This window comes from Rathayibacter sp. AY1E6, assembly GCF_002931115.1.
In the GTDB taxonomy this organism is placed as follows: Bacteria; Actinomycetota; Actinomycetes; order Actinomycetales; family Microbacteriaceae; genus Rathayibacter.
In genome coordinates this window covers 65,503-81,739 of sequence record NZ_PSVK01000007.1, presented here as the reverse complement: position 1 = coordinate 81,739, position 16,237 = coordinate 65,503, and the positions used below count along the sequence as shown (strand labels likewise).

The following is a 16,237-nucleotide window of genomic DNA, read 5'->3' as shown; positions in this document are numbered from 1 at the left end:
CACTGGTCGAGTGAGACTTCTTGGATACACCCGCGTGAGCACATCGAGTCAGGATGCGCAGTTGCAGCTCGACGCGCTGGTGGCTGTCGGCGTTCAAAAGCGCGACGTGTTCGCTGATGTCACCTCCGGGAGCAAGACCGCGATCGAGCGCCGAGGGATGAAGAAGCTCCTCGAGCATGCAGAGTCCGGTGACACCGTGGTCGTGTGGCGAGTTGATCGGCTTGGCCGCTCCTTGATGGACGTCCTGAACACGGTGAACCTGCTGCGTGACCGCGGCATCCACGTCCGGTCTATCTCTGATGGCATCGATCCGGCGACGTCGACGGGCCGGCTGATGCTCAACATGCTGGCCACCCTCGCCGAGTACGAGCGCGAACTGATCGTCGAGCGGGTGAATGCGGGGATCGCAGCGGCGCGGCAGAACGGCACACGCTTCGGCCGCCCACTGTCCGATCCTGCAGTAATCGCCGACAAGCTCGCCATCGCCTCCGATGCTCGAGCGAAGGGCCGCACCGCCGAAGACGCAGCACGACTCGTTGGCTGGAGTCGCGCCACCCTCTACCGTCACCAGCAAGCCCTCGCCGGCCGCGAGAGCACCGCCATGTAGCAAATGCCATGGACGGTGACGAGCGGTGGCGAATTCTCCGACTTCACGTCGAAGATCAGATACCCCTCGCCGCCCTCGCACGAGACATCGGCATCGGCCTCCGCACACTACAGCGCTGGCATCAGCTCTACCGAGAAAGCGGCGTCACTGCTCTCGATCCGCACCAGCGATCGGACGCTGGTGTACGTCGAACGCCGCCTGAGCTCGTGGCGTTCATCGAACGACTGGCTTTGAGCAGGCCGCGACCAGCGCTGACCACGCTGCACCGCCTAGCAAGCGCTGAAGCAGATCATCATGGCCTGTCGGCGCCGAGCTACGCCACCGTCAGGGAAATCGTGCAAGCTCTAGACCCGGCGCTCGTAACACTCGCGTTGGAAGGACCGGCCGCCTATCGAGACAAGCACGAGCTGGTGTTTCGCCGACGCGCCGAACGTCCCAACCACATGTCGCAGGCGGATCACACCGAACTCGACATCCTCATCATGGGCACCGGGGGCGCGCCCGATCGGCCGTGGCTGACGATCGTGATGGACGACTATTCGCGCGCGATCTGCGGCTACATCGTCTTCGCCGGGGCACCGTCCGCGATGAACACAGCACTTGCTCTCCGTCAGGCGATCTGGAGAAAGCCCGACCCGAGGTGGGCTATGTGCGGGATACCTGACGTTCTCCACGTCGACCACGGCTCCGACTTCACCAGCCACCACCTCGAGCGCACCGCCATCGAGCTGCGCATCCGCATCATCCATTCCATCGTCGGCAGACCCCAGGGCCGCGGCAAGATCGAACGCTTCTTCCGCACCATCAACACCGAACTCCTCGCTACCCTCCCGGGGCACCTCGGGCCCGGCAGCAGAAGCCCCCACCCAGTACTTGATCTGGCGGCCCTCGACCAGGCGATCGGCGCCTTCGTCAGGACCTACAACGAGCGCCCGCATCGCGAGCTCGAAGCCTCTCCGCGAGACGCATGGGTTGCTGACGGCTGGCTCCCGCGTATGCCTGACAGCCTCGAACAGCTCGATGGGCTTCTTCTCACTGTTCCGAAGAATCGCGTCGTGCAGCGCGATGGCATTCACTTCCAGGGCCAGCGCTACCTCGCCCCGACGCTCGCACCCTTCGTCGGGCACACCGTCACGATTCGATATGACCCACGTGACGTCTCAGAGATCCGGGTCTACGACCGCGACACCTTCGTCTGTGTTGCCGTCGACGAAGCTCACCCCAACCTCCGACTCAGCCTCCGCGACATCGAAGCCGCCCGCCGCGCCCGCCGACGACAACTCCGGCACGTCATCAACGACCGCATTCCCACCGCCACCGTCCGGGAGGAGCCGCACAGCGTCGCGCCCGTTCCCCATCGGCGCCGGCTACGCACCTATGAAGAGGACGAGTGATGAACCAGGCCTTCATCGTGACCAAAGAGCACCGACGCTTCACCGAGTTCGCCAACGCCGTCCGCAAGGAACGAACCATCGGCATCTGTCACGGTGATGCTGGTGTCGGCAAGACCAACTCCGCCCGCCGCTATGCGAACTGGGACGCTCTCGAGCCCTACATCAACGAATGGGGCCCGCGAGGAGATCACGACGCCAAGCACTACGCCCTCGCCAACCGATCCCGCACCGTGTTCTACACACCCGAAGTACTCTGCCGACCCAAAGACCTCATGCACGAGTAGTCCCGCTGAACGATCCCGATACGGGACGGTGCTGGCCCCGCCTGCCGGTTGCAAGTAGACAAAGGCGCGGTCTTGAGTACGGTGGCGCCGTGAAACGAACAGGCGAGGGAATGGCGGGACCGCATTGCGCCGCTACGGCGCTCATTGCTGCTGGCGCACTGATGCTCGCCGCGTGCTCAGGTTCACCAGCTCCGGAGGGTGATCCGATCCGGGCAGCTCGCGCGTTGCGCGACGCGCCGCTGATCGTGCAGGAAGGCAACGCTGCCGACACCTGCGGAGAGTTCGTGCTTGATCAAACCGAGCTCGTGCCCATCAACGCGGTCGCATGCCTCGACACGGCAGCAGCAGCGGGCGAGGAGGCGGAGCTCGCCTGGAGTTCTCTCACGGATGAAGGGGATCCCGTCGTCTCTTTCGCCTACACGGCACCCTGGAACGCAGGGATCGTCTTCTCTCTGACAAACGAATACAACTCCTACGCGGATGATCACGGTTGGACCACCGGCCTCTGCCCGGACGCAACCACCGCAACCTCCGATTTCAGCCCCGAGACGTGCCCCGGTCCTGTGGAGGGATGAGTCCACGCGGACGACGAAGATGGCCCGCTCAACGATCCCCTTACGGAACACATGATCGTGGAGTGCTGAACCTTCTGATTCATGGCGTGTTCACCGACGTGCCGGACCATGATGCTCATGGAAACACGAGAACTGGCATGGGGCATTCTGGCGTGGCCTGCCGTTGCGGTCCTTGCGCTGCTGCGAACTGTGGGCAGCTGGGATGTATCGGGCGGGTCCGCAGCAGGGCTCATCGCGGGCACGGCAGCTGCGTTCACTGTCGCGGGCGCACTCCTGTGGCTTCCCTCGAGTCTCTGGCTCGACCGGCGGACACTCCGCTTCCCGCGCGTCGGGCGGGCGGCCGCGTTCCTGGGTCTGGGACTCGTGATCGGCGCCGCCGCCTCCACCGCGCTGGTACTCGCGTCGGGAAACGCGACCTGGCCCTCCTCCGCGGGCCTCATCACGGAATATGCAGTCACGGCAGGAATCGCTTCCCTCCTCGGCTGGCTCCTCGCCGCCACCCTTCGTGCGAAGAAGCTGCCGATCGTTCAGACGGCGGCGAATCGCGTGAACCGCTGAATGATCCGGGTCGTCGATCGATCAGCGTGCCAGCAGCAGTCCGGCCAAGCCGATGACGACCGGCACCACGGCAAAGGCCAGGAAGAGGTAGGAGAGCACGAGTCCCACCGTCGACTCCCAGCGAGGACCGACGTGTCGTCGCGCCTGATGACCGACGAGGACGCCGGCCAGCGGGAGAAGGTACTGCAGCGTGGTCGCGACTCCGATGACCAGGGGATCGCCCACCCACAGGTGGGCCACCGCCAGGTATCCGACGGCGTAGGACACGACGGCGAGAACGCCCAGCACGAACGCAGCCCGCGTCCACCCTCGTCCGCTCCGCCGCGCGGTACCCGTCTCCTTCATCACACTCATACCTCCACTGTACGAATCGCTCCTCGCGCACGCCCGCCCCTCGGAGCATGTGCCGGTCCTTCGCCCGACGTCTCGTTCGGTGACACGACCACGCCTCGGCGAGCTGCTGTCCAGCGTCAGCCGGCGAGCCGGCGTCCACAACGAGGACGCGACTCGGATTCGGAACATGTCCGATGGCTGCCTCGATAGCCTCAGCGCATGAAGATCCGAGCCGGTTCGCCTGACGATCGCGGGCCCTGCATCGACCTCTGGCTGGAGGCACTCAGAGCACGAGACGGATGCAGTCAGGACGACGCGGTCGCCGAGAGGGCTCGAGCGAAGTTCCACCGGCCTCTCGTTCGGTTCGCCGTCATCGGCTCGGATCCCCTCGGGTTCGCTCTCACCGTCGACACGGGCGATGGTCCGGGCCGACACAGTGCGCTGCTCGAACTGCTCGCCGTCGCACCGAGCGAGACAGGGCGCGGGCTCGGCCGGACACTGCTCGACGACGCGGTCCAGTCCGCATCTCAGCTCGGCTACCTCGTCCTGAAGCTGCACGTCCGCGCCGGAAACGATCGGGCGGAAGGGCTTTACAAGGCGTCCGGCTTCGAGCCTCACGGGGATCCCGCGCCGCATCCGCTCGGTGGTCATCCGATGATCGAGTACGCGCGGACTCTGACTCACGTCAGCAACTGAGGACCTCCGGCCACCGATCCCCGTACGGGCCACCTCGCGCGACCGGATCACATGCGCACTCAACGCTGGTCGAGCGGTCGGGTCATGGCAACCTCATCCCATGAGCGTGAGCGACGGACAGGCCTGTGCCCCACGGGACCTCGACGTGCTCAGCGACCGGCTCCGACTGTGCCGGCCCGCCGAGACCGACCTGGACGAGCTGTTCCGCCTCTACACCGATCCGCGGATCGCGGAAGAGGATCCGCTCCTCCTCCATCTCTCCGCCGATCAGACCCGGGCCGTGATCGCGTATCGAAGGACCCAGTGGACACGGGACGGACTCAGCAGCTGGGTGATCCGCCGGCGCGACTCCCCCATCGACAGCCGTGATCTGATCGGAATGGGCGGATGCACTCTGCTCTCCGATGCAGCCTGGAATGTGGCGTTCACCCTCCACCCCGACCACTGGAGCAAGGGCTACGCGCAGGAGGTCGCCCTCGCCGGCATCGAACTCGCCCACCGCCTCCGACCGGAGCTGCCCATCACCGCGGTCGTCGCAGAACGCAACGCACGCTCCCGCCGCACCATCGAGCGACTCGGCCTCGCGCTCAGATGGGAGGGTCCGGACGCGCACAGCCCAGACCCGACCGCACGAGTCGTGCTCTTCGCCGACCGCCAGCTCTCCGCTGAACAGGTCCGCCGGCTCACCGGCTGAACCCGATCGCCGATCGGCTCATCCGCCAGCTCAGCGAGAGCTCCCCTCACGGGCAGCGAGTCGGCACCGCCGGTGAGCATGGCGATCCTCCGCTGCGGGAACTGCAAGCGAAGCCGACCTGTCGGTCCACCAGCCGGCGCCTCCCCCTCCCCGCTCCTCGATCCCCGACCGCAGGGCAACGAGACACGACGACGCTGCGCTCGGGAGTCCACCGGCAACTCCTTGAAGGGGCACGGCCGTCCGTCGCCGGACGGATTCACGTCCACCTCTTGTTCATTCCGGCTTCGTTGTCCAGCGCCGTCGGCTGCCCTAGCGTTCGGCAGGTGGACACCAGGAGATCGACCTCGACCGGCTCTAGCTCCGTTGTGTCCTGGGTCGCTCTCGCGTCAACCGGCGTCGCCGCCGCGACACTCTGGATCGCGGACGCCGTCTGGTACGGGATCCCCGAGTCGGGTGGCCCGGGAGTCAGTCTGCTCTTCATCGGCGGATGGGGTCTTCTCACGTGCGCCGCCCTGCTCACGGTCGGCGTGCTCATCCATCTGGCGCCCTCCGCGCTGAGCCGCCACGGAAAACGCCCCGTCGAGTTCGTGCTGCCGAGCGCCGCACTCGTCCTCATCGCGGGGATCCTGCTCGCGCATCCGCTGGCGGGCAGCGCTTTCGCCTGACCCTCACCGGCATCGACCCTCGAAAATGTCTCGGCGCCTCCGGGCCCTCTCGTCAACGGGCTCTGGTGGCTTCACAATTACAGCGAGGGGTGCAACCGTTCGGGTCGGTGCACCCCTCGCTGCCGGTTGGCCGAACGCGCGCCAACCTCGAACGACCAGCAGCCAGGGATCGCCGATCGAGCGGTCACAGCCTAGATTTTCTAGACGGTCTAACTAAGTCCCCTTTCCGGGTGAGGTGGATCGTGCAGGCGATGCTGGTGCTTCGGCTGACCGCGGGCGCCGAGTTGGGAGCGGAGCGATCCGATTTCGAGGTCGATCACTCCTGGTACGGGTCGAAGCGGTGGGCGGGGCGGGCTGCGGTGGTCGTGGTGGTCACGGGCGGGCCTTCCTGTGCAGCAGTGGAAGAGGAGGAGGGGGCGGGGACCGGCGCGAGCCGGTCCCCGCCGGAGGAGCTAGCTGAGCCCTGCGGCGTCGGCGGGGGTGCTGTCGCCGGTGACGACCTGCTCGACCGGGGAGAGCGCGTAACCCCAGGCCGCGAGCTGGCGGAAGTGCTCGGCCGTGCGCTCGTCGCCGCGGCGCCAGGACTCCTTGCTCGTGTGCGCCTCCTGCCCTCCGAGCACGACGGCCAGCGCGACCAGGCGGGCCTTCGCGGGGTTCCCCTCGATCAGCGCCGCGAGAGCGTCGGCGCGGTAGCCGGAGGGGCGCTCGATGCGCAGCAGCGCGTGCGCGAGGTCGCTGCCGTTGCTCATCCCCGACGACACCGCGAACCGGTGAGCGGTGAGGCCCAGGGCGATGACGCGATCCGCGTCCTTGGGGAGGGTCTTGCGGGCGAGGAACGTCGCGATCCACTCGCGGCGCACCTTCTCGGCCGCGTTCCACGCCTTGTTGTTGGCGATGAGCACCTTGCGCTCAGCGGACTTCTCGGCGCGCTCCTCCTCGGCCTCCTCCTCGGTCTGCGGCTGCTCGGGCGCTCCGTAGGCGTAGGTGAATCCGGCAGCGGTCGGGTCCTGAACCAGGAGCGTGACCTCGACCTCGCCGCGCCAGCTGGTGTCGATGAGCACTCCGCGGCCGGGAGCGGCGGCGACCTGCTCCGGGGTGACGCTCTTCCCGTCCTCGCCACGCAGCTGCCGCACCGGCGTCCACGTCGCCTGGTCGCCCTAGGCGTCGGAGCGGGTGAGGATCTGGAAGACGTTGCCGGTGTACTCGGCGGCGGTCGCCGCGAGGAGCCCCTGGTGCGCGGCCTCGTCGCGGAGGGTCTGCGCGGTGTGCTCGAACCGGGCCGGGTCGTGTATGGCGACCTCGATCAGGGTCGCGCGGGCGTCGGCGTCGTCCTCGAACTCCAACAGCACCGCCGCCTGGTCAAGGGTCAGCTCGTGCTCGTGCAGAACGGACGTGACGGTCGCGGACTCCGCGACCGCAAGCCCCTTCTTCACCGCGTCGGTCTTGGTGCCGGTGCGCTTGGCGATCGCCGCGGCAGACACGCCCTCGAACGCGAGCTGCGCCCACGCGGCGGTGCGGTCCGCGACGCTCAGCTCGGCGCGCTGGTCGTTCTCGATGATCTGCTGAACGATCCGGTACTTCCGAGCCGCCAGCAATCAGTCAGGTGGACGAGCCGGTCGTCGGCCCGGCCCCTACGCGCACCAGTCGCGCGAGCGTCCGTTGACGCTGCGCGCGGTGTCGCCGGTGCCGAGGTCGACGAGCACGGTCGAGGTCGCGCTGAAGCCCGGCTCGCCCGGGTAGTCGTCCGGCCGACCCTCGACCGAGACGGTCTCGACGGCGAGGTACTGCCCGTTCGGCGAGAGGCAGACGCCGCGGATGCGCCCCGTCGGCGAGGTGCGGAACACCTCCGAGGTGCCGGACGCGTCGACGCGGACGACGGAGTACTGGGTCGCCCCCGTCTCCGGCGCGTACTCGGCCTCGAGCTCGACGTAGCTCCCGGAGTCGAGGAGCAGGATCTGCACGGGCGTCGCGGTCGCGCTCACGTCGGCCGGCGGGAGGGCGAGCGTTTCGACCGAGCCGTCGGCCAGGTCGATCAGCGAGCCCGACTCCGGATCGGCGACCACGAGCCGGTTCGCGCCGGGCACGAATCCGCGCAGCTCCGCGTGCTGCCCGAGCGGGCTGATCGAGCCGGGCGTCAGCAGGTCGAGCAGGAGCACCGTGTCGTCGAGCGAGTGGGTGACGACCGAGGTGGTGCCGGGCACGAACATCCAGTCGCGCGCCCGCAGCGGCCCGCCGTCGATCCCGACCACGGGGACCGCCTCGGCCTTCTGGTCGGTGAGGTCGTAGGAGTAGAGGGCGCGGTCGAGCGGGCCCGACGGCGCCTGCCCCGTGAAGGTCCAGCCGAGCACGCCCTTCTCGGGCGAGGAGTGCAGCTCGCGCACGGTCCCGGGGCCGGGGAGCGGGATCACGCCCTCGGAGCCGGTGTCGAGCGTGACCGTGCGGAGGAGGTTCGTGTCGTCCGGCTCGATGGTCACGACGACCAGCACCGGGCCGACGACGGCGTAGTCCTGGATCCGGTCGGCCGTGACGAGGACCCGGGCGTCGCCTCCGGAGAGCGGGCGGACGCGGACGGCGTCGGGCTGCGAGGGGTCGTCGGCGGTGCGGTCGAGGGTGAAGAGGTCGGGGTCCTTCGTGGTGAAGGAGGCGGAGACGTCGGCGGCCGAGCCGGTCGCGGCGCTGCGGGCGTCGTCGATCCCGATCTCGTAGCGGGTGGCGTAGCGGAGGGTGTCGGTGAAGGTGACGGTGAGCACGCCGCCGTCGAGCTCGGCGGTGTGCGGGGCGTCCGGAGCGACGCGGACACGGTCGAGCGCGTCGGGCTCGAGCGCCTGGTCGAGGTGCAGGCGGGCTCGGGAGCCGTCGCGCTCGACGACGCCGTCGGTGCTGACCTCGAGGGAGGCGACCCGGGGCCCCTTCGCGACGGTGGCGGCGGTCAGGCCTCCGACCGCGAGGACGAGCACCGCGACGACCGCCCAGAAGAGCCGCGAGAAGCGGGAGGCGCCTGCGGAGTCGAGGCCGGGAGCCCGCCGCGCACCGCCTCCGGCCCGTCGCCCGCTCTGCGCCGACGTGCCGCCGCCGGGAGACGCGCCGGGCTCGAGAGACGCGCCGCGCTCAGGAGACGCGCCGCGCTCAGGATTCGCGCCGCGCTCAGTAGACATACGGCATCGCCGGCTCGTCGATCGGAGTGAGCGCCTCCGGCTCCAGCACGACCGCCTCGGCGCTGGTGACGCTCGGGTTCGCGCCGAAGCCGCCGCTCGCCTCCAGCCACTGCCCCTCCGACCAGGTGTCGGCCCAGCCGGCCTGGTAGACCGGCACGCCCACCGGCTGCGCGTCCACCGCGCAGCAGGTGACGACGAAGCGGGCGATGTAGAAGACGTTCTCGGGGTCGGAGGCGTCGGGGGTCACGAATCCGCTCACCGTCGCCGTGCGGCCGGCGAGGAACTGCTCGCTCGCGCCCTGACGCAGCAGGGTCGCCCAGTCGCGCACGCTGAACGAGGCCGTGTCGCCGGTGGGCGCCGCAGCGGTCACGGAGGCGTCGACGGCGCTGGTGTTGACCTCGCGCTGCGTCGCGGTCGAGGCGGTGAGGGCGGCCGGCGGGAGCACGAGCAGGGCGACGGCGGCGGAGGCGATCACCGCGACTCCGGCCGCGACCGCGACCACCCGGCGCCAGGGGCGGGCGGGCACGGGGGCGTGGAGGTGCTCGACGTCGTCCTCGTGCTCGTGGGCGTCCTCCTCGGCGCCCGGCACGACCGCGAACGCCGCGATCAGCAGCACTCCTGCGATCACCGCGAGCACCACCGAGAACTCGAAGTAGCGGGGGTGGATGTAGAGGCCGAGTCGGCCGGTCGCCGCGAGCCACAAAGTCGAGACGACGCCGATCAGGCTGAGGACGACGCCCTTCCAGCGGGCGAGGAGGCGCTCAGAGCGCATAGTTCACCGCCAGTCCCAGCACGGCCGCGGCGAGGGCGACCAGCACGGTGACGCGCACCAGCGTCGCGGCCGAGAACGTGGTGCGGAGCAGCGCGAGCATCTTGACGTCGATCATCGGGCCGAAGACGAGGAACGCGATGATGCCTCCCGGCAGGAACGTGGAGCCGAACGAGAGCACGAAGAACGCGTCGACGTTCGAGCAGATCGAGATGACGAAGGCGAGCACCATCAGCGCCAGCACCGACCAGAGCGGGTCGCCGCCGAGAGTGGTCAGCACGTCGCGCGAGACGCCGACCTGGATCAGCCCCGCGATGGCGGCGCCGACGAACAGCGCCGGCATCATCGCCCCGGTCTCCTCGGCGAACAGCAGCACGCTGCGCCGGGAGCGGTCGCGGAGGGAGCGGGAGGGCCGCTCGCCCGCCTCGCAGGCAGCGCGGAAGCGGTCGGTGAGCAGGCTCATCGGCTCGGAGTGGCGGCTGAAGATCCAGCCGACGAGGTTCGCGATCGCGAAGCCGCCGACGATGCGCCAGACGAGGATCCCGTCGGCCCAGCCGAAGGCCTGGTAGGTCGTGACGATGGTGATCGGATTCACGATCGGCGCGGCCAGGAGGAACGTCATCGACTCCGACACCGAGAGGCCCTTGACGATCAGCCCGCGCGCGAGCGGCACGTTGCCGCACTCGCAGACCGGGAGGAGCACGCCGAGCAGCGAGATCACGAGCCGCCGCGGGAGCGCCCGCTTGGGCAGGATCCTCAGCAGCACGGCCTCGGGCACCCACAGCTGCACCGCGATCGAGAGGACGATGCCGAGGAACACGAACGGCAGCGACTCGATGACGACGCTGATCGAGAGGGTGAGGAAGTCGCGCACCGCGTCCGAGAGGGCGTCTCCCGCCGCGTCCGGGGCGAGCAGGCGCGTCGCCACGAGGACGGCGACCAGGGCGAGCCCGAGGAGCGGCCCGCGCCGCGACCGCCGGGCGCCCGGGGACGCGCGGGTCGGGGCGGCGAGCGCGGATTCGGGGGACATCCCGACCCATCGTAGGCGGGGGTCCTGCGCGGGCCGGCGCGGGGCGCGGGCGCGGGGCCGCCGGGCGTCGCCCGGGGCGCGCGAGAACTCAGAAGTGGGCGTACGGGAGGGCGAGTACCGCGACTTCTGCGTGCTCGCGGTGTCGGCTGCGCCCGACCTGGCGAGGTCCGGCCGTCCGCGAGTGTCCGATCGTCGTCGCACTCGCGCTCGAGTGCGACGACTTCTGGACACTCGGTGCGAGGGCGGGCGCCGAGGGTCGCGGGAGGCGGGCGCGGCACTCGCGCAGAAGCCCTCCGGGTGCAGGATGAGCGCATGCCCGCCTCCCCCGCGCACCCCCTCCGCGTGCGGATGCAGCCGCGCGCGATCGACGAGGCGCACCGCGTCTCGAGTCCGCTCGAGCTGCTCGTCGACCTGACCTTCGTCGTCGCGATCGCGCAGATCGCCCAGCAGCTCGCCCACGCGACCGAGGAGGGGCACCTCGCCGAGGGGCTCCTCCCCTTCGGCATGGTGTTCTTCGCGATCTGGTGGGCGTGGATGAACTTCACCTGGTTCGCCTCCGGGTACGACACCGACGACGTGCCCTACCGGCTGCTGACCCTCGCCCAGATGGGCGGCGTCCTGGTGCTCGCGGCGGGAGTGCCGGCCGGCTTCGAGGACGGCGACTACCGGGCGATCACCATCGGCTACGCGATCATGCGGTTCGCGCTGGTGAGCCAGTGGATCCGCGTCGCCGTGTCCACTCCGGAGCACCGCACCTCCGCCGTGCGCAACGCCGTCGGCTTCTCGATCGTGCAGGTCGGCTGGCTGATGCGGCTGCTCCTGCCCGAGGAGGTCGGGGTGGTGAGCTTCCTGCTCCTGGTCGTCTGCGAGCTGGCCGTGCCCCTCTGGGCACAGCGGGCGGGCGACGCGAACTGGCATCCGCACCACGTCGCCGAGCGGTACGGGCTGTTCACGATCATCCTGCTCGGCGAGGGCGTCCTCGCGGCGGTGATGGGCGTGCAGCGGGCGGTGACGGAGGCGGGCGTCAGCACCTCGCTCGTGCTGGTCGCGGCCTGCGGGCTGGTGATCGTCTTCGCGCTGTGGTGGCTGTCGTTCTCGCATCCCTCCGGCGAGCTGCTGGAGCGGCGGCGCGGCCTCTCCTACCGCTGGGGCTACGCGCACTTCGCGGCGTTCGCGGCCCTCGCGGCGCTGGGATCCGGGCTGGAGGCGGCCGTCGCCGCGACCGCGGGCCACCTCGAAGCGTCCGACACGGTGATCGGCGCGGCCGTCGCGGTCCCGGTCGCGGTCTTCGTCCTGACCCTGTGGGCGGTGCACGCGCCGCTCGGCGAGCACCAGCCGATGCCCGCGCGGCTGGCGCTCCCCGGTGTCGCGCTGGCGCTCGCGACTCCGCTCGTGGCGGGGGCGCTCGGCGTGGGCGGTGTGCTGGTCGCGCTGGCCGCGGTCTCGGCGGGGCTGGTCGCCGCGGTGGTGGGGCGCGGGCGCACCGCGGAGTGACGGGGTCGGCGGGCGAGGCGCGTCGCCGTCCCGAGAGGCGCGTTGTGGGGGCGGAGGAGCGGACCGCGCCTCGAGACACAGCCCTCGTCGACGAGTCGCCGGCCTGGCGGCGGTGTCCCGGCGGGGGCGGAACGCCTCGGCGAGCGCACCGCGGCAGCGGCTACCCCCGGCGCGGCAGCGGCTACCCCCGGCGCGGTAGCGGCTCCGGGCGGCGGGGCACCCAGCAGCGGACGCGCGAGCGGTAGCGCTCGAAGTCGGCGCCGAAGCGGGCGGCGAGGTCCGCCTCCTCCAGCGGGCGCACGGCCCGGTTCCAGACGACGGCGCCGAGGAGCGCGTACAGCACGACCAGCCACGACGAGAGCAGCAGCCCGACCGCCGCTCCCTGCACGATGCCGGCGACCGCCATCGGGTTGCGGACCCAGCGGTAGGGGCCGGCGATCACCAGCCGGTTGGTCATCGCGATCGGCAGCGGCGTGCCGTCGCCGAGGATCGACATCGTGAGCCCCGACCAGATCCCGAGCGCGCTCGCCGCGACCAGCAGCAGGACGCCGACGCCGACGACCGCGGGCGGTGCCGCTCCGAGGCTCACGCCCCAGCGCTCCTCCAGCGCGGCGATCACCAGCGGGACGACGACCAGCGCGCCTCCCCAGAACACCGCGATCTGCCCGAGGGTCGCGGCGAGGTGCGATCCGGGTCGGCGGCCCGCGGTCGCGACCCGGAAGGAGAGGGGACCGGAGGCGATCCAGCGCGTGGGCACCCTGCCGAGCAGGAGCAGGCACGCCGCGACGACGGAGCCGCCCGCCGCGGTGAGCATCGCGACGACGCCCCAGCCCGCCTCCCCCGTCAGGGTGGCCCAGACGGTCAGCGCGACCGCGACGAGGAGCGTCCAGGCCGTCGCGGTGACGGCCGCCCAGCGGATGCCGGCGGCGGCGAGAGCGGAGGCGCCGACGAACAGCGGGAGGTCGAGTGCCGCGACAGGGACGGGATCGAGGCTGCCGAGCGTCGCGATCCGCACCGCGGGGACGAGCGCCACGGCGACCCACCAGGCCACTCCGCCGAGCGCCTGCACGGCGAAGTAGAGGCGTCCCCAGGGCATGGCTGCACGGTACTTCATAGCTGAACCCAAGGAACGACCCAGGGCGTTGACGGGCTCAGCGCCCTAGGCTCGGAACCAGTTCCCGCCGCCTCCACGAGAAGCGGCCCACCACGACGCCAAGGACGACGCCGATGAACCGCACGACCGTGATCACCGCACTCGCCTGCGGGCTCCTCCTCACCGCCGCCGCAGCCACTCCCGCTGTCGCCGCGACCTCGGACACCGCCGGGGACTCCACCCGCTCCGTCGACGAGTTCGGCGTTCTCGCCGCGACCGACGGCGACACGCTGCTGATCAACGGGCGCGCCTTCCTCCTCGAGTAGGTCCTCCCCGCCGGGCACGGCCGCGAGGACGCCACTCGCGGCGCCGGCCTCCTGATCCGCCGCTGCGTCGACGTCGACGCCGTCGCGGCCGTATTCCTGGTGACGACGGTGCACGGCTTCTCCGGGCCCGAGATCCTGCCCGCCTACCGCGAGGCGCTGCGGCATCCGCGCACCGCGCACCTGGTGTCGATCTCGGACAGCGACCGCTCCCCCGAGCTCGACTACGCGGCGACGGTGCACCACGGGATCGACGTGGACGGCTTCCCCGCCGGATCCGGAGGAGAGGACCTCGTGATCCTCGGCCGGATCCACCCCGACAAGGGCACGGCGGAGGCGGTCCGGATCGCCGCCGCGGCCGGGCGGCGACTCGTGATCTGCGGCATCGTCCAGGACGAGCGCTACTGGCGCGAGGAGGTCGAGCCGCTCGTCGACGGGACTCGCGTCGTCTACCGCGGCTCGGTCGGGCCGGAGGAGCGCGCCCTCGTGCTCGGCGGGGCGCTCGCGCTCCTGCATCCGATCGGCTTCGACGAGCCGTTCGGCCTCTCCGTCGTCGAGGCGATGGCGTGCGGGACGCCGGTGATCGCGTACCGCCGCGGATCCATGGCCGAGATCATCGACGAGGGCGTCACCGGGTACGCGGTGGGCTCCGCGGCGGAGGCGGTCGCCGCGGTCGGTCGGGTCGGACTCCTCGACCGCGCGGCCGTGCGGGCGACCGCGCGCCGCCGCTTCGCCGTGGACCGGATGGTCGACGAGTACCTCGCGGTGTACGCGGGAGTGCTGGGGCGCTGACGCCGGCGTCACGTCGGCATCGGATGCTCGCGTGACTCCCGGCCGTCTGCACCGAGTCGCCCGGGAGGGCTCGTTCTCGACGCGGAGAACGAGCCCTCCCGGGCGACTGAGCGATGCTGATAGGAAGAGGCCGTGCCTCGACCTCATCTCTTCGTCACCCGCGGGAGCCTCCTCCACTTCGCCTGCGACGCGTGGCTCCTGCCGACGGACCGCTTCCTCTCGTTCACCGACTTCTGGCGCGGGGTCCCGCAGCTGGAGGATCGCGCACGCGCCGCGCTGACTCCGGAGTTCTCGGACGGCCGACAGGCGGCACTGCCGCTCGCGCCGCGCGACGGCGAGCCCACTCCCGTCCTCACCGCCGTCCCCGATCACGCCGTGCGCGACGCCGAGGACAGCGAAGGACTCGCCGACATCGCCCGCCGCCTCCGGGCCTTCGTCGAGGTCGCCGCGCGGACGGCGACGAGGGATCGGCGCACGAGGCGGCCGCTGCCGCTCCTGGCCGTGCCGCTCTTCGCGACGGCGGGAGGCGGATCAGGGACCCTCCGCGACGCCGTGCTCGCCCAGCAGCTCCGCGTGCTGCGGGAGGCCGCCGAGGCGTTCCAGGTCGACATCGCGATCGTCACCCTCCGCGCCGACGTCCACGCCTTCGCCCAGTCCAGGCGGCGACTCGATCCCGCGACGTCCTGGCCCGAGCTGGAGGCTCCGGCCCTCGAGGAGGCGCAGAGCCTCGCCGAGCGCGCCCGTCGCCGCCGGCTCGTGCCCTTCCTCGGCGCCGGGACCAGCGTCAGCGCCGGCGGCCCCTCCTGGGACGGACTGCTCGAGGAGCTCGGCCGCGAGATCGGACTCGACCCGACACGTCCGCGGTCCTCAGCGGGAAGAACGTGCTCGACCAGGCGTCCTACCTCGCGACGCTCTTCGACGAGGAGCAGCCCGGACGGTTCGCCGAGGCCGTCGCCCGTGAGATCGGATCCCTCGAGCGGTACGGTCTCGCTCCGGCGCTCCTCACCGCGATCGACTCCGAGCAGGCCATCACGCTCAACTACGACCGCCTCTTCGAGACGGCGTCCGAGGACGCGGGCGTCCCCCGCGCCGTCATCCCCGGCGACCACGAGGGCGACCACGAGCGCTGGCTGCTCAAGCTCCACGGCACCGTCGACGACCCGTCCTCGATCGTCCTCACCCGCGACGACTACCTCGGCTTCGACTCCTCCCGCCGCGCCCTCTCCTCGATCGTGAAGGCCACCCTCGCGACCCGGCACCTGCTCTTCGTCGGCTTCGGCCTCAGCGACGACCATTTCCACGAGATCGTCCACGACGTCCGCCGCGCGTTCCCCTCCTCCGCCTCAGGAACGCTCGCGACCGCGCTCACCCTCTTCGCGGATCCGCTCGACGAGCGCCTCTGGCAGGGGAGGCTGCGGCTCGTGCCGATGCTGCCGGTGCCCCACGATCCGTCCCACGTCGGCGAGGCCGCCCGCGTCCTCGAGATCTTCCTCGACGCTCTGGCCGCCTTCGCGACGGACGCCCACTCGTACCTCCTTGCACGGGGACACGAGAGCGCGATGACCGAGGCGGAGCTGCGGCTGCGGGAGCGGCTCATCGCGATGCTGCGGGAAACGACGGCGGAGGAACGGGCGACCGGAGCGTGGCAGGAGGTCGCGGGGATGAGTGAGCGGCTGGGTGGGGAAGGGCGCTAGCTCGGACAGCGCTCGTCCCTCGAGGGCCGAACGGCCGAGCCGGCGGTCGTCGGCGAGTCCTGCGCGGATGGACGAAGGACC

At 70.8% G+C, this 16,237-nt stretch carries 18 protein-coding genes and 1 pseudogene; 12 read left to right on the top strand and 7 right to left on the bottom strand.

Translation table 11 applies throughout. The features are described from left to right. Positions 1–10: 10 nt before the first annotated feature. From C5C46_RS08480 to C5C46_RS08460, 5 genes and pseudogenes are all read left to right on the top strand, one after another. Positions 11–607 carry a recombinase family protein gene (locus C5C46_RS08480; RefSeq protein WP_104223370.1) on the top strand — a complete coding sequence of 199 codons (597 nt, stop codon included), beginning with the start codon at positions 11–13 and terminating at the stop codon, positions 605–607. 8 nt (positions 608–615) lie between these two features. Further along, the gene (locus C5C46_RS08475; protein WP_104226381.1) at positions 616–2,001 is read left to right on the top strand and encodes a Mu transposase C-terminal domain-containing protein; all 1,386 of its coding nucleotides are present in this window, start codon (positions 616–618) and stop codon (positions 1,999–2,001) included. Next, positions 2,001–2,282, top strand: a pseudogene (locus tag C5C46_RS08470) (AAA family ATPase); the annotation flags it as partial. The gene C5C46_RS08475 and the pseudogene C5C46_RS08470, both read left to right, overlap by 1 nt. Positions 2,283–2,374: 92 nt before the next feature. After that, positions 2,375–2,860 carry a hypothetical protein gene (locus C5C46_RS08465; RefSeq protein WP_146078953.1) on the top strand — a complete coding sequence of 162 codons (486 nt, stop codon included), beginning with the start codon at positions 2,375–2,377 and terminating at the stop codon, positions 2,858–2,860. A gap of 108 nt (positions 2,861–2,968) precedes the next feature. Further along, the gene (locus C5C46_RS08460; protein WP_104226379.1) at positions 2,969–3,418 is read left to right on the top strand and encodes a hypothetical protein; all 450 of its coding nucleotides are present in this window, start codon (positions 2,969–2,971) and stop codon (positions 3,416–3,418) included. Between the two features lie 21 nt (positions 3,419–3,439). On the opposite strand, the gene C5C46_RS08455 is transcribed toward C5C46_RS08460, so the two are convergent. Next, positions 3,440–3,772: a hypothetical protein gene (locus C5C46_RS08455; RefSeq protein ID WP_104226378.1), complete on the bottom strand. Its 333-nt coding sequence runs from the start codon at positions 3,770–3,772 to the stop codon at positions 3,440–3,442. A 198-nt stretch (positions 3,773–3,970) separates the two neighbouring features. On the opposite strand from C5C46_RS08455, the gene C5C46_RS08450 reads away from it, so the two are divergent. From C5C46_RS08450 to C5C46_RS08440, 3 genes are all read left to right on the top strand, one after another. Continuing rightward, entirely contained in the window at positions 3,971–4,447 is a 477-nt protein-coding gene (locus C5C46_RS08450; RefSeq protein ID WP_104223376.1) for a GNAT family N-acetyltransferase, read from the top strand. 100 nt (positions 4,448–4,547) lie between these two features. Further along, positions 4,548–5,141 (top strand): GNAT family N-acetyltransferase, encoded by a 594-nt coding sequence (locus C5C46_RS08445; protein ID WP_104226377.1) that lies wholly within the window; start codon positions 4,548–4,550, stop codon positions 5,139–5,141. A 365-nt stretch (positions 5,142–5,506) separates the two neighbouring features. Beyond that, positions 5,507–5,806: a hypothetical protein gene (locus tag C5C46_RS08440; protein ID WP_104223378.1), complete on the top strand. Its 300-nt coding sequence runs from the start codon at positions 5,507–5,509 to the stop codon at positions 5,804–5,806. A 452-nt stretch (positions 5,807–6,258) separates the two neighbouring features. On the opposite strand, the gene C5C46_RS08435 is transcribed toward C5C46_RS08440, so the two are convergent. Genes C5C46_RS08435 through C5C46_RS08415 form a run of 5 tightly spaced genes read right to left on the bottom strand, consistent with a single transcriptional unit; the run spans position 6,259 to position 10,760 of the window. After that, entirely contained in the window at positions 6,259–6,939 is a 681-nt protein-coding gene (locus C5C46_RS08435) for a hypothetical protein (protein ID WP_104226376.1), read from the bottom strand. Between the two features lie 24 nt (positions 6,940–6,963). Continuing rightward, positions 6,964–7,401, bottom strand: a complete 438-nt coding sequence (locus C5C46_RS08430) for a hypothetical protein (protein WP_104226375.1) — start codon at positions 7,399–7,401, stop codon at positions 6,964–6,966. A gap of 36 nt (positions 7,402–7,437) precedes the next feature. Continuing rightward, entirely contained in the window at positions 7,438–8,961 is a 1,524-nt protein-coding gene (locus tag C5C46_RS08425) for a hypothetical protein (RefSeq protein ID WP_104323996.1), read from the bottom strand. Next, positions 8,951–9,733, bottom strand: a complete 783-nt coding sequence (locus C5C46_RS08420) for a TIGR03943 family putative permease subunit (protein WP_104226373.1) — start codon at positions 9,731–9,733, stop codon at positions 8,951–8,953. Before C5C46_RS08420 ends, C5C46_RS08425 begins: the two co-directional genes overlap by 11 nt. Beyond that, positions 9,723–10,760 (bottom strand): permease, encoded by a 1,038-nt coding sequence (locus tag C5C46_RS08415; protein WP_104223382.1) that lies wholly within the window; start codon positions 10,758–10,760, stop codon positions 9,723–9,725. Before C5C46_RS08415 ends, C5C46_RS08420 begins: the two co-directional genes overlap by 11 nt. A gap of 312 nt (positions 10,761–11,072) precedes the next feature. Here C5C46_RS08415 and C5C46_RS08410 point away from each other — a divergent pair, with 312 nt between their 5' ends. Beyond that, complete coding sequence (locus C5C46_RS08410; RefSeq protein ID WP_219812277.1) at positions 11,073–12,254, top strand: low temperature requirement protein A; 1,182 nt, start codon at positions 11,073–11,075, stop codon at positions 12,252–12,254. 181 nt (positions 12,255–12,435) lie between these two features. On the opposite strand, the gene C5C46_RS08405 is transcribed toward C5C46_RS08410, so the two are convergent. After that, positions 12,436–13,350, bottom strand: a complete 915-nt coding sequence (locus tag C5C46_RS08405) for a methyltransferase (protein ID WP_104226372.1) — start codon at positions 13,348–13,350, stop codon at positions 12,436–12,438. Between the two features lie 131 nt (positions 13,351–13,481). Between C5C46_RS08405 and C5C46_RS08400 the strand changes: the two genes are divergently transcribed. The 3 genes from C5C46_RS08400 (at position 13,482) to C5C46_RS16860 (ending at position 16,156) form a co-directional block, all read left to right on the top strand. After that, positions 13,482–13,673 (top strand): hypothetical protein, encoded by a 192-nt coding sequence (locus tag C5C46_RS08400; protein WP_104223384.1) that lies wholly within the window; start codon positions 13,482–13,484, stop codon positions 13,671–13,673. A 99-nt stretch (positions 13,674–13,772) separates the two neighbouring features. Continuing rightward, positions 13,773–14,462, top strand: a complete 690-nt coding sequence (locus tag C5C46_RS08395; RefSeq protein WP_258059407.1) for a glycosyltransferase — start codon at positions 13,773–13,775, stop codon at positions 14,460–14,462. 881 nt (positions 14,463–15,343) lie between these two features. After that, positions 15,344–16,156, top strand: a complete 813-nt coding sequence (locus C5C46_RS16860; protein ID WP_181136506.1) for an SIR2 family protein — start codon at positions 15,344–15,346, stop codon at positions 16,154–16,156. The last annotated feature ends 81 nt before the right edge of the window (positions 16,157–16,237 follow it).